20 protein-coding genes are annotated in these 22,820 nt (G+C 74.0%); 7 read left to right on the plus strand and 13 right to left on the minus strand.

From position 1 onward, the window contains the following. Positions 1-209: 209 nt before the first annotated feature. From IF01_RS0109605 to IF01_RS0109630, 6 genes are all read right to left on the minus strand, one after another. On the minus strand, positions 210-1,487 hold the full coding sequence (locus IF01_RS0109605) for an HD-GYP domain-containing protein (RefSeq protein ID WP_078879837.1): 1,278 nt from the start codon (positions 1,485-1,487) through the stop codon (positions 210-212). Positions 1,488-1,567: 80 nt separating this feature from the next. Then, entirely contained in the window at positions 1,568-3,055 is a 1,488-nt protein-coding gene (locus tag IF01_RS0109610; RefSeq protein ID WP_030392889.1) for an HD-GYP domain-containing protein, read from the minus strand. A 320-nt stretch (positions 3,056-3,375) separates the two neighbouring features. Further along, positions 3,376-3,762, minus strand: a complete 387-nt coding sequence (gene rsrA / locus IF01_RS0109615) for a mycothiol system anti-sigma-R factor (RefSeq protein WP_063764177.1) — start codon at positions 3,760-3,762, stop codon at positions 3,376-3,378. Next, a complete protein-coding gene (locus IF01_RS0109620) occupies positions 3,759-4,502 on the minus strand; it encodes a sigma-70 family RNA polymerase sigma factor (protein ID WP_369826154.1) in 744 nt (247 codons plus the stop codon). Before IF01_RS0109620 ends, rsrA begins: the two co-directional genes overlap by 4 nt. Before the next feature lie 358 nt (positions 4,503-4,860). Beyond that, complete coding sequence (locus IF01_RS0109625) at positions 4,861-5,517, minus strand: alpha/beta hydrolase family protein (RefSeq protein ID WP_030392892.1); 657 nt, start codon at positions 5,515-5,517, stop codon at positions 4,861-4,863. A gap of 60 nt (positions 5,518-5,577) precedes the next feature. Further along, complete coding sequence (locus IF01_RS0109630; RefSeq protein ID WP_030392893.1) at positions 5,578-6,336, minus strand: SOS response-associated peptidase; 759 nt, start codon at positions 6,334-6,336, stop codon at positions 5,578-5,580. Positions 6,337-6,453: 117 nt separating this feature from the next. Here IF01_RS0109630 and IF01_RS0109635 point away from each other — a divergent pair, with 117 nt between their 5' ends. From IF01_RS0109635 to hisN, 5 genes are all read left to right on the plus strand, one after another. Beyond that, entirely contained in the window at positions 6,454-7,170 is a 717-nt protein-coding gene (locus IF01_RS0109635) for a M50 family metallopeptidase (protein ID WP_030392894.1), read from the plus strand. Between the two features lie 120 nt (positions 7,171-7,290). Beyond that, a complete protein-coding gene (aroA, locus tag IF01_RS0109640) occupies positions 7,291-8,622 on the plus strand; it encodes a 3-phosphoshikimate 1-carboxyvinyltransferase (RefSeq protein WP_030392895.1) in 1,332 nt (443 codons plus the stop codon). A 15-nt stretch (positions 8,623-8,637) separates the two neighbouring features. After that, positions 8,638-9,693, plus strand: coding sequence for a ribosome small subunit-dependent GTPase A (gene rsgA, locus IF01_RS0109645; RefSeq protein WP_030392896.1), 1,056 nt, complete (start codon positions 8,638-8,640; stop codon positions 9,691-9,693). Between the two features lie 162 nt (positions 9,694-9,855). Beyond that, entirely contained in the window at positions 9,856-10,179 is a 324-nt protein-coding gene (locus IF01_RS0109650) for a DMT family transporter (protein WP_030392897.1), read from the plus strand. A gap of 70 nt (positions 10,180-10,249) precedes the next feature. Beyond that, positions 10,250-11,047: a histidinol-phosphatase gene (gene hisN, locus IF01_RS0109655; protein WP_030392898.1), complete on the plus strand. Its 798-nt coding sequence runs from the start codon at positions 10,250-10,252 to the stop codon at positions 11,045-11,047. Positions 11,048-11,171: 124 nt separating this feature from the next. Here hisN and IF01_RS0109660 read toward each other — a convergent pair whose 3' ends face one another. Then, positions 11,172-12,650, minus strand: a complete 1,479-nt coding sequence (locus IF01_RS0109660) for a catalase (RefSeq protein ID WP_030392899.1) — start codon at positions 12,648-12,650, stop codon at positions 11,172-11,174. A 104-nt stretch (positions 12,651-12,754) separates the two neighbouring features. On the opposite strand from IF01_RS0109660, the gene IF01_RS0109665 reads away from it, so the two are divergent. After that, positions 12,755-13,174 (plus strand): Fur family transcriptional regulator, encoded by a 420-nt coding sequence (locus IF01_RS0109665; RefSeq protein ID WP_030392900.1) that lies wholly within the window; start codon positions 12,755-12,757, stop codon positions 13,172-13,174. Positions 13,175-13,228: 54 nt separating this feature from the next. Here IF01_RS0109665 and IF01_RS0109670 read toward each other — a convergent pair whose 3' ends face one another. Beyond that, on the minus strand, positions 13,229-15,196 hold the full coding sequence (locus IF01_RS0109670) for a tetratricopeptide repeat protein (protein ID WP_030392901.1): 1,968 nt from the start codon (positions 15,194-15,196) through the stop codon (positions 13,229-13,231). A 406-nt stretch (positions 15,197-15,602) separates the two neighbouring features. Next, entirely contained in the window at positions 15,603-18,569 is a 2,967-nt protein-coding gene (locus IF01_RS44950) for a UPF0182 family membrane protein (protein ID WP_078879821.1), read from the minus strand. Between the two features lie 197 nt (positions 18,570-18,766). On the opposite strand from IF01_RS44950, the gene IF01_RS0109725 reads away from it, so the two are divergent. Further along, positions 18,767-19,330: a PPA1309 family protein gene (locus IF01_RS0109725; RefSeq protein WP_030392906.1), complete on the plus strand. Its 564-nt coding sequence runs from the start codon at positions 18,767-18,769 to the stop codon at positions 19,328-19,330. Between the two features lie 63 nt (positions 19,331-19,393). Here the strand turns inward: IF01_RS0109725 and IF01_RS0109730 are convergent, their stop codons facing one another. From IF01_RS0109730 to IF01_RS0109745, 4 genes are all read right to left on the minus strand, one after another. Continuing rightward, positions 19,394-20,470, minus strand: coding sequence for a YlbL family protein (locus IF01_RS0109730; protein ID WP_030392907.1), 1,077 nt, complete (start codon positions 20,468-20,470; stop codon positions 19,394-19,396). 63 nt (positions 20,471-20,533) lie between these two features. Then, a complete protein-coding gene (locus tag IF01_RS0109735) occupies positions 20,534-20,722 on the minus strand; it encodes a hypothetical protein (protein ID WP_030392908.1) in 189 nt (62 codons plus the stop codon). 255 nt (positions 20,723-20,977) lie between these two features. Next, complete coding sequence (locus IF01_RS0109740) at positions 20,978-21,418, minus strand: molybdenum cofactor biosynthesis protein MoaE (protein ID WP_233290175.1); 441 nt, start codon at positions 21,416-21,418, stop codon at positions 20,978-20,980. 155 nt (positions 21,419-21,573) lie between these two features. Beyond that, positions 21,574-22,722 (minus strand): NAD-dependent epimerase/dehydratase family protein, encoded by a 1,149-nt coding sequence (locus IF01_RS0109745; protein ID WP_030392910.1) that lies wholly within the window; start codon positions 22,720-22,722, stop codon positions 21,574-21,576. Between the last annotated feature and the right edge of the window lie 98 nt (positions 22,723-22,820).

Raw genomic sequence — 22,820 nt, forward strand, 5'->3', positions numbered from 1 at the left:
TGCCCGCCCCGCCCCGGCTCCTCAACCCCGGGCCGGACCGGTCCGGGGCCGGCCCCCGCCCGCCCCGGGTCCGCCCCGCGCGCGCCGCGCCACCGCCCGGCGAGCGCCCGCGGACGCCCGCGAGCGCCCCCCGCGGCGCCCCTCGCGGCGCCCCTCGCGACAGGACGCGGGACGGGCCCGCCGCCCCGTGCCGCCGACCGCCCCGGCCCTCAGCCGCGGACCCGGACCAGCGCGTCCACCACCCGGGGGTCGTACAGCCGCCCCCGCCCCAGCCGCAGCGCCTCCAGCACCTCCAGCCGGCCGACCGCCTCCCCCAGCCCGCGCCCCCGGGCCGCCGTCAGCAGGTCGTCGTGCGCGTTCGCCACCCGGATGATCCGCGCCGCCAGGGGCACCGCCCGCCCGCCGCCCTCCGGCCCGGGGTGCGGATCGGCCAGCCGGGCGACCTGTTCGGCCACCTGCCGGGGCACCCCGGTGCGCCGGATCACCTCACTGCCCAGCCGGGCGATCCGCTGCTGCTCCTCGTCCGGCAGCAGCGCCGTCGCCCCGCCCGGCACCGGCTCCACCAGCGACAGCTGCCCGACGTCGTGCATCAGCGCCGCGTACTCCAGCAGGGCCAGCTCCCGGGTGCCCAGGCCCAGCTCCCGGCCGACCGCGCAGGCCGTGTCGGCCACCCGGCGGGCGTGCCCCGGCGGCGTGTAGCCCGCCACCTCGGTGGCCTTGGCCAGACTGGCGATGGTCTGCCCGGTGGTGGCCCGGACCGCCGCCGCCCGCCGGAACGACACCTGCGCCAGTAGCAGCGGCGCGCAGAACAGCGGCAGCGCCCACAGGCCCACCTCCCCGGCGGCCAGACTGACCAGCATCCCGGTGGCCGCGATCGCCGAGCCGATCCCGAACAGCGAGCGCAGCTCGTCCTCCAGCCCGGCCGGGAACCGCAGCCCGCTGCGGGCCCGCCGCAGCACCGCCGCCAGCACCGCGTCGCACAGCGCGGCCAGCGCGGCCACCGCGGTCAGGAACGCCCCGTACGCCGGGCCGTCGGCGGAGAACCGGTCCACCACCCCGCTGTTGTAGAGCGGCTGGAACACGGCGGCCGCGAACGCCGCCCCGAGCAGCCGCCGCGCCGCGCCGTCCCGGCGGGCCCGCTCCCGCCAGGGCGCCCGCGCCCGCCGGCGGACCCCGTGCCAGGGCCCCAGCGCCGGCGCCAGCGCCCCGGGCAGCAGCGCCAGCAGCAGGCCCGCGCCGGTCACCGCCACCACCTGGAGCACCCCGTGCCCGGTCGGCAGCCCGCGCAGCGGACCGAGCAGCGCGTACGCCAGCGCCCCCGCCGCCCCGATCGGCGCCTGCTCACGATCGCCCGGAAGGGTGATCCGGACGCACTCGCCGAGCGCGATCAGCAGTATGAACGCCAGCGCCACCCCGGGCGCGGACAGCCCCCGCACCGCGACCGCGCCGAGGGACGCGGCCAGCAGGGCGAGCGCCGCGCCGTGCACCGCGCACACCACCCCGGCGCACCCCTCGGGCTCCCCGCCGCGCCCGGCGCCCGCCGTCGGACCCGCGCCCCGCCGCGCGCTCACGACGGCCCGGCCGTCGGCACGGAGCCGCCGCCCTGGGCGGGCACTCCGCGCGGCGCGGCCCGGACCGGCTCGGGCACGCCCAGCGGGATGTCCGGCACCGCCCTGATCGTCTCGGGCGGCGGCAGCACCGGCTGCCAGTCGTGCACGGCCAGCGCGTCGACCAGCGCCCGCACCATCACCGGGTCGAACTGGCTGCCGGAGCAGCGCTCCAGCTCGGCGACGGCCTCGGTGACCGGCCGGCCGCGCCGGTAGGAGCGGGTGGAGGTCATCGAGTCGAAGGCGTCGGCGACCGAGATGATCCGGGCGAACTCGGGGATCTGCTCCCCCGCCAGCCCGCTCGGGTAGCCGCGCCCGTCCATCCGCTCGTGGTGGTGCAGGATCCCCGCGTGCGCCTCGCCGAGGAAGGCGATCCCGCGCACCAGCTCGTAGCCGTGCACCGGGTGCACCTCGACCGCCCGCCGTTCGGCCTCGGTGAGGGGACCGTTTCTGCGCAGCAGTTCGGTGGCGACGCCGAGCTTGCCGACGTCGTGCAGGACGCCCGCGTACCGCAGGGTGCGCAGCCGCTCGGCCTCCATGCCGAGCTGACCGGCGATCAGCACCGAGGCCCGGCCGACCCGTTCGCTGTGGCCCCGGGTGTAGGCGTCCTTGATCTCCACCGCCTGGACCAGCGCCTGGACGGTGGCCTGGTGGGCGTCGCGCTCCCGGTGCCCCTGGGCGAACACCCACGCCGAGATGGACAGCGGCAGCAGGGCCAGCAGCGCCGCGAACGCGCCGTACGGCCCCTGCCACAGCACGGCCACCATCAGCCCGCCGGCCGCGTGCACCAGCACCGGCAGGCCGGGCACGGCGGCCGCGCGGCGGTGCGCCGGCGGACGGTGCGCCGAGGGGCGCCGGGGGCCGTCGGCCAGCAGCCGCATGGCGCCCACCAGCACCCCGTTGACCAGGCAGAACGCGGCGAGCGCGGCGCACCCGGGCAGCAGCGCGGCGGGGAACCGGGAACCGAGCAGCAGCTGCGGGCCGGCCAGCCGGTGGAACACCACCGAGGCCGCGAAGGCCGACAGCGCGAGCTGGGAGCCGTTCCACACCTGGCGGCGGCGGCAGGTCGGTTCGGCGGCGCCGAGCAGCGCGGCCGGGGCCGCGACCAGCGCGGCGGCGGCCGGCGGCAGCATCAGCACCCCGGCGAACAGCACCGGGAAGAAGGAGTTGACATCGGGCCGGGCCGGCGGGCGGCCGTGCGGCCGCGGGCGGCGCAGCAGCAGCCGGACCAGTCGCAGGCAGGGGCTGGGCAGCCCCTGGGCGAGCGACTCCCAGCAGCCGTGCAGGAAGGCCAGCAGTCCGACCTTCGGCCAGTCCACCGGGTCGCCCAGCCAGTGCGGCCCGGCCAGTGGGGCGGGGAGCGGCAGCAGCGGCAGCAGGCAGCAGAGCGCCGCCACCGGGACCGCCACGAGGTAGCCCGCGGCGCCCCGCGGCAGGTCCGTGTCCACGCTGTCGCTGGCGATCCCGACCTCCCCGCGTCCTGGCCCGCGCCGTTCTGGCCCGTCGGCCGGTCGCACGCCGGGGGCGGCGGACGGGCGACGGTGAGCGTCCGTCAGGAGGATAGGCCGCCGCTCCGGCACGGGGACGCATGATCGCGCAATGCCGCTGCTGGCACACCACCAACTCACTCGAACGAGTGACGGCGCATCCGAGTGGAAGGGGCGCGGACACGGAGCGGCCCCGGGAGCGGATGCTCCCGGGGCCGTCCCGATGTACGCCGTTCGCCGTGCGAGATGTACGCCGTACGAGAGGTACGCCGTGCCGCGCGCTAGCCGCCGGCCGCCGCCTGTGCGGCGCGGTCCGGTTCGGCGACCGGCTGCGCGACCGGTTGGGCCGCCGCTTCGGCGTGCACCTCGATCGTCGTCTCGACCGAGACCACCAGCGCCTCTCCCGTCCGCTGCCCGGCCCGGATCGAATCGATCCTGGCCAGCACCTTGCCGCGCAGATCGGCCGGGGTGTCGTCGCAGCCGCAGGAACGCTTGATCAGCGCCTTGATCGCCTGCTCCAGCCCGTACTGCTTCAGGCAGGGCGAGCACTCCTCGAAGTGCACGCGCAGCTTGTCGCAGTCGCCCTCGGCCATCTCGTTGTCGAGGAATTCGTAGAGGTGGTCGAGGACCTCGCCACACTCGGTGTCGTGCGGATCGCCGCAGCTCATGAACCCGAGCCCTTCGCTTCCTGCCCTGCCCCGCTACCGGCCGGGACCAGCCCGCGCTCACGGGCGTAATCCTCCAGCATGCCGCGCAACTGACGGCGGCCGCGGTGCAGTCGGGACATCACCGTACCGATGGGAGTACCCATGATGTCCGCGATCTCCTTGTACGCAAAGCCCTCGACGTCCGCGAGATAGACGGCGATGCGGAACTCCTCCGGAATGGCCTGGAGGGCGTCCTTCACATCACTGTCCGGAAGGTGGTCCAGGGCCTGGGTCTCCGCCGAGCGCAGACCGGTCGACATGTGCGACTCGGCCCGGGCCAGCTGCCAGTCCTCGATCTCCTCGGCGGCGGTGCGCTGGGGCTCCCGCTGCTTCTTGCGGTACGAGTTGATGAACGTGTTGGTGAGGATGCGGTACAGCCAGGCCTTGAGGTTGGTGCCCTCGCGGAACTGGTGGAAGGACGCGTATGCCTTCGCGAACGCCTCCTGGAGGAGGTCCTCCGCATCGGCCGGGTTGCGGGTCATCCGCAGCGCCGCCGAGTACATCGGGTCCAGGTAGCCCAGGGCGTCGCGCTCGAAGCGCTCCCGCCGGGCCTCCTCGGTCTCCTCGGCCGACACCCGGAAGGTGTCCTCACCGATCGCCTCGGCCAGCTCCTCACCGGTGAGCGCCTCGCCCGCGGGCAGGCTCTCGTCCGGGCCCCGGCCCGGCTCGGCCTCGTGCTCGGTCCCGACGACCGGACCCACCTCCTCGGCATGACGGACACGGCCCACGGCGGGCCGCCCCGAAAGCGAGGATATCGGGCCGACGGGCTTCTCGCCCGCGGCGATCCAGTCCGACCAGGAGGGCACGAACGCCGACTCGGCCTCGTGCTGCTCAAGCCGCTCGGGGCACGCGATCGAACCCATCTGCCCTGCCTTCCACCGGGACTCATGCTGACAAGGGCGTCAACCACGCCGGCCCCGCCCGCATTCCCGGCCCCCACGGGCGGATCCGCGCCACCTCCGCGCGGCCCGCCGCACGCCGCGCGCACCGCCCGTCCGCACCGGCCCGCACCGGCCCGCAACGGCCCGCACCGGCCCGGCCCGACCCGCAGGGTCCGTCTCACCCCAGCCGCAGCACCCAGTCCCCCACCGCGGCGACGATCAGCTCCAGCAGCTCCTCCTGCCCCACCGGCGCCCGCTTCGGCACCTCGAAGCCGTGGTTGCCGTACTCCAGCGCCACCAGCTCGTGCGAGGCCGGCAGCTCCGGGAACTCGGCCGGACCGCCGAACGGGTCCGCCGCACCCTGCACCACCAGCGTCGGCAGCCCCGTGCCGAGCAGTTCCTCCGCCCGGCTGCGCTCCGGCTTGCCCGGCGGGTGCAGCGGGAACGCCAGCGCCACCACCCCCGCCGCCCCGGTCTCCGCCCCGGTCCGGCAGGCCACCCGGGCGCCCGCGCTGCGGCCGCCCACCACCAGCGGCGGGCCGGCCGCCGCCAGCCGCTCGGCCACCGGCGTCCACCCGGTGTCCAGGGTGCGCGGCGCGGGCGCCACCTTCTTCCCCGCCACCCGCCACGGCTGCTCCACCAGGGCCACCGAGACCCCCCGGGCCGGCAGTGCGGCGGCCAGCGCCGCCAGGTCCCGCGCCTCGATGCCGCCGCCGGCGCCGTGGCCCAGCGCCAGCACCGCCCGCGGCGCGGCCGCCGGGTGCAGGGTGATCCGGGCGTCCCCGGCGGGCGTGGGCACGAGCTCCCGGGTGACGGGGGCGGTGTCGGCGGTCACGGCGACTGCGGTCCTCTCGGCTCGGCGGCGGCGCGCACGAAAAGGGGGGTGCGCGCGGGATCAGAACAGGGTGGTCTCGTACTCGACCTCGGTATGGGGCTCGGTGAGCCCGGCGTGGTTGTTGCGGATGCTGCCGACGTCCGGCGACACCGGCGTCGCCAGCAGCGCGCCCGGCGGCGGGGGTATCAGCAGCCGCCGCAGCTCCGGTGCCTCCCCGTCGTCCAGCCCCGGGTCCAGCCAGGCGTCGAACGACCCCGGGTCCAGGAACAGCGGCATCCGCTCGTGGATCGGCGCCAGCAGCTCCTCCGCCTCCGTCGTCACCACGGTGAACGTCACCAGCCAGCCCTCCGGGTGGTCCGAGGGCACCGTGCGATTGCGCCAGAACTCGTACAGCCCCGCCAGCGCCAGCGGCGCGCCGTCCGCCCGGGACACGAAGAACGGCTTCTTCTTCGGCCGGCCCCGCTCCGCGGGCACCGTCTGCCACTCGTAATAACCGTCCACCGGCAGGATGCACCGGCGGGACGCGAACGCCTGCCGGTAGGAGGGCTTCTCGTGCACCGTGTCCGAACGGGCGTTGATCATCTTCACCGCCGACTCCGGCGACTTCGCCCACTGCGGCACCAGCCCCCAGCGCAGCGCCCGCAGCTGCCGCACCGGCCGCGCCGCCCCCTTCGGGAGCCGTTCCAGCACCACCAGGGCGCTCTGGGTGGGGGCGACGTTCCAGCTCGGATCCAGCGTCTCGGCCGGATCCCACTGCTGCACGCCGAACAGCTCGACGATGTCCTCGGGCCTGTTACTCGCGGCGAAGCGACCACACATGCCGTCAGCTTGCCACGGCCCCGGCCGCCCGCCAGAACCACCCGCCCCGGGACCGCCGTCCCCTCCATGACAGGCTGCCGTACCGAAGGAGCGGCCGAACCGAGGCGGAGGAGACCCATGGACGCCAGGACCCTCGACGAGCTGTGGACCGCCGTCACCGGCACCCAGCCCGACCCGCCCGGCTGGCTCGTCCTCGCCGCCGGCGCCGCCGCGCTGCTCACCGTGCTCTTCCGCCCGCTGTGGCGGATCGCCCGCAACGCCGTCACCATCGCCCACGAGGGCGGCCACGGCCTCGCCGCCCTCGCCACCAGACGCAAACTGGCCGGCATCCGGCTGCACTCCGACACCTCCGGCCTCACCCTGTCCTGGGGCCGCCCCACCGGTCCCGGCATGGTCCTCACCGCCGCGGCCGGCTACCTCACCCCCGCCCTGCTCGGCCTCGGCTGCGCCGCGCTGCTCGCCGCCGACCGGATCACCCTGCTGCTGTGGCTGGCCGTCGCCCTGCTGCTGGCCCTGCTGGTGCGGATCCGCAACGCCTTCGGCTTCCTCAGCGTGCTGCTCACCGGCGGCGCGTTCTTCCTGGTCAGCTGGTTCGGCTCGACCGAGGTCCAGGCCGGCTTCGCCTACCTGGGCACCTGGTTCCTGCTGTTCGGCGCCGTCCGCCCGGTCCTCGAACTCCAGCGCCAGCGCCGGCAGGGCCGGGCCGACGACTCCGACGCCGACCAGCTGGCCCGGCTCACCGGCGTCCCCGGCCTCGCCTGGGTCACGCTCTTCCTCGTCACCGCCCTCGCCTGCCTCGCGCTCGGCGCCGACTGGCTGCTGCGCCCGCTCTGAGCCCCCGGTCCGGCCGCCGCGCGCCGACCGCCCCGGTCCGCCCCGGGTCCGCCCCGTCCGCCCCGGTCCGCGCATCGGAGGCGAACGGGCGAGCCCCACCACGGCCCCTAGACTGGCGGCATGACCGAGACCCTGTGGCCCGCCCCCGTCGCGACCACCCCCGTGGACGCCACCGTCACCATCCCCGGCTCCAAGTCGGTCACCAACCGGGCCCTGGTGCTGGCCGCGCTCGCCGACGGACCGGGCTGGGTGCGCCGCCCGCTGCGCAGCCGCGACTCCCAGCTGATGGCCGACGGCCTGCGCGCCCTCGGCGTCACCATCGAGGAGCAGGTCAACAACGACACCGGCGGCACCGGCGGCGGCGAGGCCTGGCGGGTCATCCCCGCCCCCGTGCTGCGCGGCCCCGCCTCGGTCGACGTGGGCAACGCCGGCACGGTCATGCGCTTCCTGCCCCCGCTGGCCGTCCTCGCCGACGGCCCGGTCCACTTCGACGGCGACCCGCGCAGCCACGAGCGCCCCCAGCACGGCGTGATCGACGCCCTGCGCGCGCTCGGCGCCCGGATCGAGGACGGCGGCCGCGGCAGCTTCCCGCTCACCGTGCACGGCACCGGCGCCCTCGACGGCGGCACCGTCCAGCTCGACGCCTCCGCCTCCTCCCAGTTCGTCTCCGCCCTGCTGCTCTCCGGCGCCCGCTACAACAACGGCGTCGAGGTCCGGCACGTCGGCGGCCCCGTGCCCTCGCTGCCGCACATCCGGATGACCGTCGACATGCTGCGCCTGGCCGGCGTCCAGGTCGACGCCCCCGAGGACGGCGGCGAGAAGGACGTCTGGCGGGTCACCCCCGGCGCCCTGCTCGGCCGCGACCTGGTGGTCGAGCCCGACCTCTCCAACGCCGCGCCGTTCTTCGCCGCCGCCCTGGTCACCGGCGGCCGGGTCACCGTCCGCGACTGGCCCCGGCACACCACCCAGCCCGGCGACCAGCTGCGCGAGCTGTACACCCGGATGGGCGGCAGCTGCGAGTTCACCGACGAGGGCCTGCGCTTCACCGGCGGCGACCGGATCCACGGCATCGAGGCCGACCTGCACGACGTCGGCGAGCTCACCCCGGTGATCGCCGCCGTCGCCGCCCTCGCCGACTCCGAGTCCCACCTCTACGGCATCGCCCACCTGCGGCTGCACGAGACCGACCGGCTCGCGGCGCTCGCCAAGGAGATCAACGGCCTCGGCGGCGACGTCAGCGAGACCGAGGACGGCCTGCGGATCCGCCCGCGCAAGCTGACCGGCGGCGTCTTCCACACCTACGAGGACCACCGGCTGGCGACCGCCGCCGCCGTGGTCGGCCTCGCCGTGCCCGGCGTCCAGGTCGAGAACGTGGCCACCACCGCCAAGACCCTGCCGGACTTCACCGCCATGTGGGACGAGCTGCTCACCGGACCGGTGGCGGGCGGCTGAGCGGGGACTGGGCACATGCGCCGCTACGGCAAGGACGCCGACGAGGACGACATCCGCAACCGCCCCGCCCGCCGGGGCTCCCGGCCGCGGACCAGGATCCGGCCCAAGCACGAGGACGCCGACGAGGCGATGGTGCTCACCGTCGACCGGGGCCGGATCACCTGCCTGGTCGACCCGGGCACCAAGCAGGAGCGCCAGGTACTCGCCATGAAGGCCCGTGAGCTGGGCCGCAAGGGCGTGGTCGTCGGGGACATCGTCTCCCTGGTCGGCGACCTCTCCGGGGAGCCCGACACCCTGGCCCGGATCGTCCGGGTCGAGGAGCGCACCTCGGTGCTGCGACGCACCGCGGACGACGACGACCCGTACGAGCGGATCGTCGTCGCCAACGCCGACCAGCTCGCCATCGTCACCGCGCTGGCCGACCCGGAGCCCCGGCCCCGGCTGATCGACCGCTGCCTGGTCGCCGCCTACGACGCCGGCATGGAGCCGCTGCTCGTCCTGACCAAGGCCGACCTGGCCCCGGCCGAACCGCTGCTGGAGTCCTACGCCCCGCTCGGCATCGAGTACGTGGTCACCCGCAGGGACGAACTGGAGGGCGCCGGCGCCGAGGCCGTCCGGGCGCACCTGCGCGGGCTGAGCACGGTGTTCATCGGCCACTCCGGCGTCGGCAAGACCACCCTGGTCAACGCGCTCGTCCCGGAGCGGCAGCGGGTCACCGGCCACGTCAACGCCGTCACCGGCCGGGGCCGGCACACCACCGTGTCGGCGCTCGCGCTGCGGCTGCCGCCGCCGCCCGGGGCCAAGCCCGGTTCGAAGAAGGCGCTGGACACCGGCTGGGTGATCGACACCCCCGGCTTCCGCTCCTTCGGGCTCTCCCACATCGACCCGTCCCGGGTCATCCTGGCCTTCCCCGACCTGGAGCCCGGCACCGCCGAATGCCCGCGCGCGTGCAGCCACGACGAGCCGGACTGCGCGCTGGACGCCTGGGTCGCCGACGGCCACGCCGACCAGGCCCGGCTCTACTCGCTGCGCCGGCTGCTCGCCAGCAAGGAGGCCCGGGAGGACGACTGACGGCCGGTGCGGCGAACCGGTTCCGGCGTTCGAGGTGTCGGAGTGCCCGCTCGTGGTGATCATAGGAAAGTCGGGCCGGATCACGGTCCGCCCGGCACCCGGTCCGCCGACCGGTCCCGACCGGTCCCCGACCGATCCTCCGACCCGCAGGGAGAGCACGCGATGGCATGGGCCCTGGTGATCCTGGCCGGACTGCTGGAGACCGGCTTCGCGATCAACCTCAAGCTCAGCGACGGCTTCACCAAGCTCTGGCCCACCGTCAGCTTCTGCGTCTTCGCCCTGGGCAGCTTCGGCCTGCTGACCATCTCGCTGAAGACGCTCCCGGTGGGCCCCGCCTACGCGGTGTGGACCGGGATCGGGGCCGCGGGCACCGCGATCTACGGCATGCTCTTCCTGGACGAGACCACCTCGGTGCTCAAGCTGGTCTCGATCTCCCTGGTCATCGCCGGGGTGATCGGCCTCCAGCTCAGCGGCTCCGCCCACTGACGGACACCGACGGTCGCCCGCCGGGGCCTGAGCCGCGGTCCGGGGGCGGGTCCGCGCTAGGGTTTCCGGCATGGCCGACTACCACGACGATCTCCGACTCGCCCATGTCCTCGCCGACTCGGCCGACTCGGTCACCCTGGAGCGTTTCAAGGCACTCGACCTGCGGATCGAGACCAAGCCCGACCTGACGCCCGTCAGCGACGCCGACAAGGCCGCCGAGGAGCTGGTGCGCAGCATCCTGCAGCGGGCCCGCCCGCGCGACGCGGTGCTCGGCGAGGAGTTCGGCCTGCAGGGCACGGGCCCGCGCCGGTGGGTGATCGACCCGATCGACGGCACCAAGAACTACATCCGCGGCGTCCCGGTCTGGGCCACCCTGATCGCGCTGCTGGAGGACGGCCCGGACGGCGTGGAGCGCCCCGTCGTCGGCATCGTCTCCGCCCCCGCGCTGAACCGCCGCTGGTGGGCCGCCAAGGGCCTGGGCGCGTACGCGGGCCGCAGCCTCGCCAAGGCCTCCCGGATCCACGTGTCCGGCGTCTCCCGGATCGAGGACGCCTCGTTCTCCTACTCCTCGCTGTCCGGCTGGGAGGAGCGCGGCCGGCTGGAGCCGTTCCTGGACCTCACCCGGGCCTGCTGGCGCACCCGCGCCTACGGCGACTTCTGGTCCTACATGATGGTCGCCGAGGGCGCGGTGGACATCGCCGCCGAGCCGGAGCTGTCGCTGTGGGACATGGCGGCGAACAGTGTCATCGTCGAGGAGGCCGGCGGCCGCTTCACCGGCCTGGACGGCGTCCCGGGCCCGGGCGGCGCCGACGCCGTCGCCTCCAACGGCCTGCTCCACCAGGAGGCCCTGGACCGCCTGAGCGTCTGACCTCGACGCCGCGCCCCGGAGGCGAGCGGGTGAGCAACCGCGCGGGCCCCGGGTGCCGGTTCTCCTCGGCACCCGGGGCCCGCTGCTCGGCGGCGCCCCTCACCGGGCCCCGCCGCGCGGTGCGTCAGCCCTGCTTGCGCAGTTCCCGCACCGCCGTCTCGAGACGCCGGCCGTAGTCGGCGTCGGCCTTGCGGAAGTTCTCGACCGCCCGCTCGACGATGTCGTCGCGGTCGGCCGAGACCTTGGCGATGAAGCCGGCCAGGTTGGCGACCAGCCGCTGCTTCTCCTCCTCGGAGAACAGCCGGTAGAGGTTGCCCGCCTGCACGAAGTCGTCGTCCTCGGCGTGCACGGGCGCCTCGTGGGTGCCGGTGGCACCGTCGACCGGGGTCGCGGCCCAGAGCGGGCGGCCGGTCTCCACCGGGCCGCCGAAGCTGTTCGGCTCGTAGTTCTTGCGGCGGCCGTGGCGACCGTCGTACAGGTGGCCGTCCCGGTGGTTGTTGAGCGCCTCGGTGGCGTGCGGGCGGTTCACCGGCAGGTGGTCGGCGTTGATGCCGACGCGGTAGCGGTGGGCGTCCGCGTAGGCGAACAGACGGCCCTGCAGCATCTTGTCCGGGGACGGGCCGATGCCGGGCACGAAGTGACCCGGGGAGAAGATCGACTGCTCGACCTCGGCGAAGACGTTGTCGGGGTTGCGGTTCAGCTCCAGCTTGCCGACCTCGACCAGCGGGTAGTCGGCGTGCGGCCAGACCTTGGTCAGGTCGAAGGGGTTGAAGCGGTAGCTCGCCGCGTCCTCGGCCGGCATGATCTGCACGCTGACCGTCCAGCTCGGGAACTCGCCGCGCTCGATGGCCTCGCGCAGGTCGCGCTGGTGGCTGTCCGGGTCTTCTCCGGCCAGCTTGTTGGCCTCGGCCTGGGTCAGGTTCCTGATGCCCTGGTCCGTCTTGAAGTGGTACTTCACCCAGAAGTACTCGCCGGCCTCGTTCTGCCACTGGTAGGTGTGCGAGCCGAAGCCGTCCAGGTGGCGGTAGGACGCCGGGATGCCGCGGTCGCCGAACAGCCAGGTCACCTGGTGGGTGGACTCGGGCGACAGCCCCCAGAAGTCCCAGACGTTGTCGGCCTCCTGCGAGCCGGTGTACGGGTCCCGCTTCTGGGTGTGGATGAAGTCGGGGAACTTGCTGGCGTCCTTGATGAAGAACACCGGGGTGTTGTTGCCGACGAGGTCGTAGTTGCCCTCCTCGGTGTAGAACTTCAGCGCGAATCCGCGCGGGTCGCGCACCGCGTCCGCCGAGCCGAGGTTGCCCGCCACGGTGGAGAACCGCAGGAAGGTCTCGGTCTGCTTGCCGACCTCGGAGAGGAAGGCCGCCCGGGTCCAGCGCGAGACGTCGGCCGTCACCGTGAACGTGCCGTAGGCGGCGGCGCCGCGGGCGTGCACCACGCGCTCCGGAATGCGCTCGCGGTTGAAGTGCGCGAGCTTCTCGAACAGCTGCTGGTCCTGGATCAGCGCCGGACCGCCGACACCGGCGGTCTCGGTGTTCTGGTTGTCGGCGACGGGGGCACCCGCCTCCGTCGTGAGGGTGGGGCGCAGCTCGTCCTGGGTAGTCATGTGAGGGGCCTCCGCGTGATCCGGTCGTGACGAACCGATCCTAACTTGGACTTTGTCCAAGTCAACACTGGAACCAAACTCGGAGTCTCACTTACCCTTGGTCCATGAGTGACCTGCTGGAACGACTTCGTGGACGTGGATGGCGGCTGACCTCGCAGCGCCGGGTCGTGGCCGAGGTCCTCGACGGCGAGCACGTGCACCTGACCGCCGACGAGGTGCACGCCCGCGCGGTGGAACGGCTGCCCGAGATCAGCCGCGCCACCGTCTACAACACGCTCGGCGAACTCGTCTGCATCGGCGAGGTACTGGAGGTCGCCACCGACGGCCGCGCCAAGCGCTACGACCCCAACGCGCACCACGCGCACCAGCACCTGATCTGCTCGGGCTGCGGCGCCATCCGCGACGTCCACCCGCTGGGGGATCCGCTGGCCGCGCTGCCCGAGGCCGAACGCTTCGGCTTCACCGTCTCCGGCGCCGAGATCACCTACCGCGGCCTCTGTCCGCAGTGCTCGAACAGACCCTGACGCGAACAGACCCGGCGCGAACAGACCTCTAGCGCCCCGCCCGGCCCGGCACCGCTACGCGCTGAGCTCCGCGTGCAGCGCGCCCAGCAGCCGGCCCGCCCGCTCGGCGACCTCCGCCGGACCGTAGTCCGCGGCCCGCCGGCACCAGCCCTCCGCCTGCACCGGCTCCCCCCGGCGCAGCGCCAGCAGGGCCAGCCGCAGCGCCGCCCGCCCGTGCCCGGCGTCCGCCGCCCGGGTGTACCAGAGCATCGCCTCGGCCTCGCTGTCCTGCCGCGCCAGCAGCAGCCCCAGGTTGAACGCCGCGCTGCGGCTGCCCGCCTCCGCCGCCCGCCGGTACCAGCTCTCCGCGATCTCCAGCGCCCCCCGCTCGGCCGCCCGCACGCCCATCCGGACCTGCGCCCGCCGGTGCCCGGCGTCCGCCGCCGAGGCGTACCAGTGCTCGGCCTCCGCGTCCGCGTCCCCGCGCCGGTCCAGCACCGAGGCCAGCCGGAACGCGCCCTCGGCCGAACCGCCCGCCGCCGCCTGCCGGTAGCGCTCCAGCGCGCCCGCCGCGTTGCCCCGCTGCTCCTGCACGACCGCCAGCTGCAGCGCCGCCTCGCCGTGCCCCTCCGCGGCGGCCCGCGCGTACCACTCCTGCGCCTGCCGCTGCTCGCCGCGCCCGGCGTGCAGCACACCCAGGTTGAACGCGCCGTCCACGCTGCCGGCCTCGGCCGCCCTGGAGAACCACGGCTCCGCGCCCGACTCGTCGCCGCGCTGCAGCAGCACCACGGCCAGCGCGTTGCAGGCCTCCCGGTGCCCGGCGTACGCGGCCCGGCGGTACCACTGCTCGGCCTGCTGGTCGCGGCCCGCCCCGGCGCACAGCAGCCCCAGGTTGAACGCGCCGTTGTGGTCGCCGGCCTCCAGCGCGCTGCGGTACCAGCGCTCCGCCTCGGCGGCCGCGCCGCGCGAGGCGTGCAGCGCGCCCAGCGCGTTGGCGGCGTTGCCGTCGCCCGCCTCGGCGGCCTCCTGCCACCACTCGGCGGCCGCGCCGAGGTCCCCCGAGTCGCGCAGCAGGTACCCCAGCGCGCACGCGGCCCTCGGCTCGCCGTTCTGCGCCGACTGCCGGTACCAGCGGGCGGCCTCGTCCAGCAGCGGCGCCTCCCCGCCGGACCGGTCCTCCAGCAGCACGCCCAGCCGCAGCGCGGCCCGGGCGTGGCTGCGGGCGGCGGCGATCCGGTACCAGGCCTCGGCGGTCTCCTTGTCCCCCGCCGCCTCGCGCATCCGGGCCAGCCGGTAGGCGCCCTCCCGGTGCCCGGCGTCCGCGGACACCTTGAACCAGCGCTCGGCGCGGACGTCCCGGCGGTGCTCCATGAGGTCGCCCAGCGCGTAGGCGCCCAGCGGGTGGCCGTGGTCGGCGGCGAAGTGCAGCCAGTACTCGGCCGCCTCCTCCTCGCCCTGGTCGCGCAGCTGCAGGCCGAGCGCGTGCGCGGCCGGCGCGCTGCCGGCCACCGCCGCCTGGCGCCACCACTGGGCGGCCTCGGCCCGGTGGCCGCGCTGGTGCAGCAGCACGCCGAGGTTGTTGGCGGCCGCGCGCAGGCCCGCCGCGGCGGCGGCCCGCAGATAGGGTTCGGCGTCCGCCAGGTCGCCGCGGCGCAGCAGCAGGGTGCCGAGCCGGGCGGCCGCGTCCGGGTCGCCGTCGTCGGCGGCGCGCCGGTGCCGGGCCTCCAGGGCGGCCTGCTCGCGGGCGGCGAGCGCGGTCTCGAAGCTCGCCGAGTCGAAGCCGGGGTCGCCCTCCACGTCCGGGCCGGCCTGGCCGTCGGACCCGCCGTGGGCGCCGAGCGCGGCGGCGAGGCCGCCGGCCGGCACGTGCACCAGGGAGTCCGGGCCGTAGCCGCCCGCGGGCCGGCGCTCGGCCAGACCGCTGGTGCGCTGTGCGGGCAGGGCGCCGGGCCGCCGTTCGGGGCTCTCCGCCCAGGTCTCGGTGTCCGCCTCGGTGGTCGCCGCCGGCCCTGCTCCCGTCCCGTTCCTGCCGATCAGCCTCATGCCGACTCCCGCTCCCCCAGAGTGTCGCGGCGTCGTCCTCCGGCGCTGGGCCGGGGGCACTTTACGGGGGCCGCATCGACCCGACGGCCGCTCAGCGGCCGTGCAACGTCCCCCATGTGTCCCATCGTCGCATCACCCGCAACCCGCGTACACCTGCCCCGGCCGAATTCGGCGAGGCGGACCTGAGCCGACGAGATTGCTTCGGCGCTTTGTCGATTTCCCGACACTCGCCCCTCACAAACCCCGTTGCCGTCGTCCTTGGCGACGCTCGATGGTACCGGAGCGTTCCCGGCCACCCGTGCGGACGACCGACCGCGGGCAAACGACGAAGGCCCGGAGGACGAGTCCTCCGGGCCTTCGTTGCTACTGAGTAGCGGGGACAGGATTTGAACCTGCGACCTCTGGGTTATGAGCCCAGCGCCGGCGTCGGCGCCCCGGTCGCGGGCGGTGTGGCGGGCGGTGTGGCGGGCGCCGTCGGGGCCGGGGTGATCCCGGCCTTCTGCTCGGCCGCCTCGATCGCCTTGAACGCGTCGCCGAGCGCCTTCTGGGCCTGGCCCCACGCCACCCAGTCACCGCTCTTGAACGCGGTCTGGCTGTCGTTGTTGGCCTTCACCGCGTCCGCGAGCGCCTTCTGCAACTCGGGGGTGATCGATCCCTGCGGCGTGGGCGTGGTCGGGTTGGTGGGCGTCGTCGGGTTGCCCGGCGTGGTGGGGACGGTCGGCGTGGTCGCCGGCGCCGCGCCCGCGAACACCTTCCGCAGCGCCTCCTCCAGCGTGTTCTCGAACGCCACGTTGTCGTTGCCGTAGACCGCCAGCACCTTCTGCAGCGTCGGGTACTTGGCACCGCGCCCGCGGACGTACACGGGCTCCACGTTCAGGAGTCCGCCGCCGACGGGCAGCGTCAGCAGGTTGCCGTACTCGAGTTCGGAGTCGCCGCCGCTCTTCAGCAGGGTGATCTGCTGCGCGACCTCCTGCCGCGAGTTGAACTGCGACTGCACCAGGTTGGGGCCGAGCGTCTTGGAGTCCCCCGGCACCTTGAGGATCCGGATCTTGCCGTAGTCCGGCCCCGGGTCGGCGCTGACGGCCATGAACGCCGCCAGGTTGTCCCGGCCGCGCGGCACGAAGGTGGTGGTCAGCGAGAAGCTCGCCGAGGTGACCGCCGGGTCCGGCATCCGCACCGTCAGGTAGTACGGCGGCTGGAACTGCTTGGTGTCACTGGTCGGGTCCACCGGGACCTGCCAGATGTCGCTGCCGTTGAAGAACGAGTCGGCGTCGGTCACGTGGTACTGGCCCAGCAGGTCGCGCTGCACCTTGAACATGTCCTGCGGGTACCGCAGGTGCGGCAGCAACGTGCCCGGGATCTCCGCCTTGGCCTTCACGGTGTCCGGGAACGCCTTCATCCAGGTCTTCAGCACCGGGTCGTTCTCGTCCCACTGGTACAGCGTCACCTCGCCGGTGTACGCGTCCACGGTGGCCTTGACCGAGTTGCGGATGTAGTTGACCTGGTTGGCGACGGTCAGCAGCTCACCGCGCTGGTTGGTCAGCGAGTCCTTGGTGGCCGTGCCCAGCGTCGTCTTCGACGAGAAGGGGTAGCCGTCCGAGGTGGTGTAGCCGTCCAGCACCCAGACCACCCGGCCGTTCTGCACCACCGGGTACGGGTCGGCGTCGATCGACAGCCACGGCGCGACCTTCTCCACCCGCTCCTTGGGCGTCCGGTCGTAGATCACCTTGGCGCCGTCGGTGATCGCCCCCGCGTACAGGATCTGCGGCTCGGCGAACTTGACCGCGTACGCGGCCCGGGTCAGCGGGTTGTCCAGCGAGACGCCGCTGCCGCCGGTGTACTTGTACTGCTTGTTCTCGCCGGAGTCGGTGGTGTAGTCGATCTCCTGGTTGGAGCCGCCCACGATCGAGTACGTGGAGGTCTTCTCGCCGTAGTAGATCCGCTGCTGGTAGTCGCCCAGCGAACCCGTCGCCGGCAGGCCGGACTCGGTGAAGACCGGCTGGCCCTTGTCGTTGACCTGGTTGCCCTTGGCCACGACCGCGCCGTAGCCGTGGGTGTACTTGAAGTGGTCGTTGATCCAGTTCCGCTGCACACCGTTGAGGTCCAGCTCGCGCAGGCCGATCACGGTGTCCTGGGCGCCCTCGCCCTTGCCGTACCGGTCCACGTCCAGGGTCTGCGGGAACGCGTAGTACGAACGCTGCTGCTCGATCGACTGGAAGGTCGGCGAGACGACGTTCGGGTCGATCAGCCGGATGTCCGCGATGGTCTGCGCGTCCGGCTTCAGCGCCTCGGCGTCGGTCGTGCCCTTCGGGGTGTACGGGGTCGTCTGGCTGTCCGCGATCCCGTACGCCCGGCGCGTGGCGTCGATGTTCTTCTGGATGTAGGGCGTCTCCTTGGCCTGCTCGTTCGGCTTGACCTGGAACTGCTGCACGATCGCCGGGTACACCCCGCCGATCAGCACCGCCGACAGCACCATCAGGCCCAGCCCGATCAGGGCCGGCGCCCAGGTGCGCCGCACCGGGGTCAGGAAGAACAGCACCGCGCAGATCACCGCGACGAAGAACAGGATCGTCTTCGCCGGCAGGAACGCGTTGGCGTCCACGTACCGCAGGCCGGTCCAGCCGGAGACCTCGCGGTAGGCGCCGGTCTTCACCGCCAGCGCGTACCGGTCCAGCCAGTACGCCACCGCCTTCAGCAGCACGAAGACGCCCAGCAGCACCGCGAGGTGCCCCTGCGCGCCGGTGCTCGCCCGCCGGCCGGGGCCCTGCAGCCGCAGCCCCCCGTAGAGGTAGTGCACCAGCGCCGAGGTCAGCAGCGAGACGATCACCGCGCTGAACGCGAAGCCCAGCAGGAACTCGTAGAACGGAAGGTCGAAGGCGTAGAACGAGACGTCCTTGCCGAACTGCGCGTCCTTCTCGCCGAAGGAGGTCCCGTTCGTCCACAGCAGCCAGGTCCGCCACTGGCCCGAGGCCGCGGCACCCGCCACCAGCCCGATCACCAGCGACACCCCGAGCAGTGCCCAGCGCTTGAACGGCGCCAGCCCCGAGCGGTACCGGTCCAGACTCTGCTGCTCGACCGACATCGCCGACAGCGGCGGCCGCAGCCGGTGCGCCAGCCACACGTTGAAGCCGACGATCACCGCCATCAGCAGGCCGAACACCGCGAACAGGCCGACCTTCGTCCACAGCTGGGTGGTGAACACCGAGGAGTAGTGGACCGACCTGAACCAGAGCCAGTCCGTCCAGAACCCCGCGAACATGACGAACAGCAGGAAGAGCACCGCGAGTACGCCCAGGGTCAACAGGGCCACCCGCGCCCGCCGGGAGGGCGGGCCTACCCTGCGCCGGAACCCCGGCCCTGAGCGTTCCGGCATCTGGAATACCACGGTGGCACCTCAGTTGTGTCGTCTTGAGTCGGTCGGTCTTCAGTGCAACTTAACCAGTCTTTGGTCGAGTTCCCACCGTTAGCAGACGGTTACGACAACCCCGCCCGACGCGGGCCCTCCCCCGGGGCCCCACCCCGGCCCGGCGGCGCGCCACGGCGCACCGCCCGGCGTGTGAGGATTGAGGCATGTCCGATGGATCCAACCTCCCCGACGACGTCTCCACCCTCCCGGCCGGCAGCCCGCTGACCCGGGCCGCGCTGGAGATCGACGAGTACGCCGCCACCCTCGGCTGGGACCTCCCGGCCCGCCTCTTCGCCCTGGTCGACAGCGCCGCGCTGCGCAAGGCCGACCCCCGTATCGCCGAGCAGCTCGGCCTCGCCGACAGCGACCAGCCCGGTCTCACCCCGGTCGAGCAGGACGAGCTGCCCGCCGGCATGGAGCTGGACAAGTTCCTCGGCACCATCGCCTGGCCCGCCGCGGTGGTCGGCTGCGCGCTGGTCGTCGAGCGGCTGATGCTGCCGCCGGGTGCCGAGCAGTCCCGCCCGCGCAACGCCAACGACGCCCAGCTCGCCGAGTGGGTGGCCAACCACCCCAAGCGCGAGGAGGTGCGGATCACCGCGGCGGTGCTGCGCGGCGGCAAGCGGGAGGTCGCGCTGCGGCTCCGCTCCAAGGACGTCGCGCGCGAGGTGCTCACCGGCCCCGACCTGGTGCCGGGCCTCACCGAGGCGCTGCTGGCGACCTTCTCCTGACGGACTCCCCGGCCGGGGCTCCGTCCGGGAGCCCCGGGGCCCGGGCCGCGCCGGGTTCTGCTTCTAGGAGGAGCAGGACGGCAGCGCGGAGGTCTGCCCGGACCGGACCTGCTCCAGCGCCTTCAGCGCGCCGTCCAGCGTCTCCACCTTGACCAGGCGCAGCCCCGACGGGGTGTTCTTGGCCGCCTCGGCGCAGTTCGCCGACGGGGTGAGGAAGAACTCGGCGCCGGCCTCGCGGGCGGCGATCAGCTTCATCGAGATGCCGCCGATCGGCCCGACCTGGCCCCCGTCGTCGATGGTGCCCGTGCCGGCCACGAACCGTCCGGCGGTCAGGTCGTCGGGGGTCAGCTTGTCGATGATGCCGAGCGAGAACATCAGGCCGGCGCTGGGCCCGCCGACGTCCTGGAGCCCGATGTCGATCCGGAACGGGTAGGTGTGCCTGAGGCCCGGGCGGATGCCGACCATCGCCGCGCCGGTGTCCGGGGACTTCACGGTCGGCACGCTGATGTCGGTGCGGGTGCCGGGCTCGGCCGAGCCCTCCTTGACCCGGGGCACCACGGTGAAGACCGCCGGCTCGCCGGGCTGGTGCTTGGTGACCGCCTTGGCGACCGCGTCCGCGTCGGCCACCGGGGTGCCGTCGACCGCGACGATCTGGTCCCCCGCGTGCAGCCGGCCCTCCGCCGGGGCGCCGGCGGTGACGGCCTGGACGATCAGCTCGCTGCCCATCGGGATGCCGAGCTGGCTCAGCGCGGCGGTGCGGGCGTGGTCCTCGGAGAGCGCGAACTCCTCGGCGTTCTGCCGCTTGGCGTCGGCGTCGGACTGGCCCTTCGGGTAGACGTTGTCGTGCGGCACCACCAGCACGTCGTCGCGCAGCCAGCCGACCACCGCGTTGACCAGGCTCGGCTCGTACTTGGCGCCGGTGACCTGGACCGTGGTCATGTTGAGGTGGCCGCTCGCCGGGTACGACTCGTGGCCGGTGATGGTGATCACCGGCGTGCCCGTCTTCTCCTGCACCCCGAGCGTGTTGTACGTCGGGCCCGGGCTCATCTCGGTGTACGGCACCTTCATCAGCACCGAGGCACAGAGCAGCGCTATGAGCAGCAGGGTGGCGGCGAGCATCGTCGCAGAGCGGCGTGGCATGCCTCGACAGTACGGGACGCGGGTGACCGTGCGCCCGGCGGGTCGTCGGGACGCCGGGCGGCGTCAGCGGCCGGTGCGCTCCTCGGGGCCGCCGCCGGCGGTGGTGCGTTGCATCGCGGCCATGAACCGCTGGTGCTCGGCCAGCGAGGCCGGGTCCCCCGTCGCTCTCGGGGCCCGCTGGGCCCAACCCGCCCACACGGCGGCCAGCACCGCGGCGACGCAGGGAATGATCAACCAGGCGAGCACAGCCATCTCAGTACTCCCAGCTCGTCGTGTCTATGAGCAGATTAACCATCCCGACGGACAACGCTGCGGGCGCCGTCCGGGTTACGGCACGGCCGATCGGCTCACTGCCAGGGAGTATCCGGCGCAGCGGCCCACACCCGTTCGAGTGAGCGACCGGCGCGCCTGCGTGTCGCGGGGGCAGGACGGGTGTCCGAGTGGGTGCCCGGGCAGCCGTACGAACGGCTGTACGAGGAATGTACGAGCGGCTGCGCGGACGGCTGCTCAGCAGCTCCCGGCGCCCACCCACTCCTCCTCGCCGTCGGCGAAGACCTGGTGCTTCCAGATCGGCACCTCGTGCTTGAGGTCGTCGATCAGCCGCCGGGCGGCGGCGAACGCCTCGCCCCGGTGGGCGCAGGAGACGGCGACGATCACGGCCTTGTCGGTGATCCCCAGCCGGCCCACCCGGTGCACCGCGGCCAGCGCGCGGACCGGGAAGTCGGCGACGACCTTCTCGGCCACCCGGCGCAGCTCGCGCTCCGCCGTCGGGTGGCAGCTGTACTCCAGCGCGGAGACGTGCTTGCCGCCGTCGTGGTCGCGGACCGTCCCGACGAAGACGGTCGTCCCGCCGGCCGCGTCGTCACCGACCGCTTCGTACACCTCGTCGAGGGAGAGCGGGGTGTCGCGGATGGCGAGCAGGCGGATCGGGTCGTGGTTCTCGGACATGCCCCCATGATTGCCCATGCCGGGCGGGCGGGGGCAAGTACCTTCCGCATCACGATTGCGAAATTTCGCATCGTGAGAACGGCATGCTCAAGGGCGCGGGTCCCGGTGCGGCCGGTCTCCCGGCCCCGGGCTTCGGGGCCCGGGACCGGAGGCGCTCAGAACCGGCGCCGCTTGCGCGCCCGCCGCACCAGCGCCGCCGTACCCACCAGCGCCACCGTCGCGCCCGCAGCGCCCAGACTCGTGGCCGCCTCCTTGCCGCCCAGCCGCCGGCCCGCCACCGCGTGCTTGCCCGCCACCTGCGCCAGCAGCTCCGCCAGCACCTCCTCGTTGGTGTGCGTCGGACGCCAGCCCGCCTCGTGCAGCCGGCTCCCCGACACCACCCACGGGTACATCGTGTAGGCCAGGTCCCCGGCCGGCGCCGGGGTCAGCCCCAGCCGGTGCAGCCGCGCCGCCGTGCCCAGCGCGAGCGAGGCCGGCAGCTCCATCCGCCGGATCCCCGACAGTCGCTCCACGTCCTCCTGCTCCAGCCAGCCGTCGCAGCCGACCGTCACCTCGCCCTCGACCAGGCCGAGCGCCGCGTACTCCAGCGCCGCCGCCAGGTCGTCCACGTGGCAGAACTGCCAGCACGGCCGGGACCCGGCCACCACCAGCAGCCTCGGCGCCTCGAAGTGCCGGGTCAGCACCGTGTCCACCCCGGGACCCACCACCACGGCCGGCCGCAGCACCGTCACCTGCAGCCCCGGGTGCGCCCTCGGCGCGCGGCGTGCCAGCCGCTCGATCTCCAGCAGGTCCCCGACCAGCGAGGCCTCCTCGGTCGCCCGCAGCTCCGAGTCCTCCGCCAGCGGCACCTCGTTGTCCGCCAGCGCGCCGTAGACCATCGCCGACGTGCACAGCACCACCCGGTGCACCCCGGCCGCCGCGGCCGCCGTCAGCACCGTCTGCGCGCCCCGCACGTTGTAGGCGCTGCGCGCCCTCGGGTCGGACTCCATGCCCAGGTCCATCGCGAGGTGCACCACCACGTCCACCCCGGCCAGGCGCTCGGCCACGGCCGGGTCCCGGACGTCGAGGACCCGCCACTGCACCCCGGGCACCTCACCGCGCCGGTCGTCGACGGCCAGCACCTTCCGGACCCCCGGCGAGGCCACCAGCCGGGCCGCGACCCGTTCGCCGAGCACTCCGGCGGCACCTGTGACGGCCACGGTCAGGGGTCTTCCGGCATAGGCTGGAGGCGGCGACGCCGTGGTGTCCGGGGCGTCCTCTCCTCCGGTCAGCCCAGAGCGAACGTCCGAAGGCGGGGAACTCACCGGCCATCCTCCACGGTTAGCTTATGTGCGTACGTACGTGTGTCACGTACGTCCATCCTGCCCGAGGCTGAGGCCCGGCGGTGCACCCGGCGCGGTAC

The organism is Kitasatospora purpeofusca (genome assembly GCF_000718025.1).
In the GTDB taxonomy this organism is placed as follows: domain Bacteria; phylum Actinomycetota; class Actinomycetes; order Streptomycetales; family Streptomycetaceae; genus Kitasatospora; species Kitasatospora purpeofusca.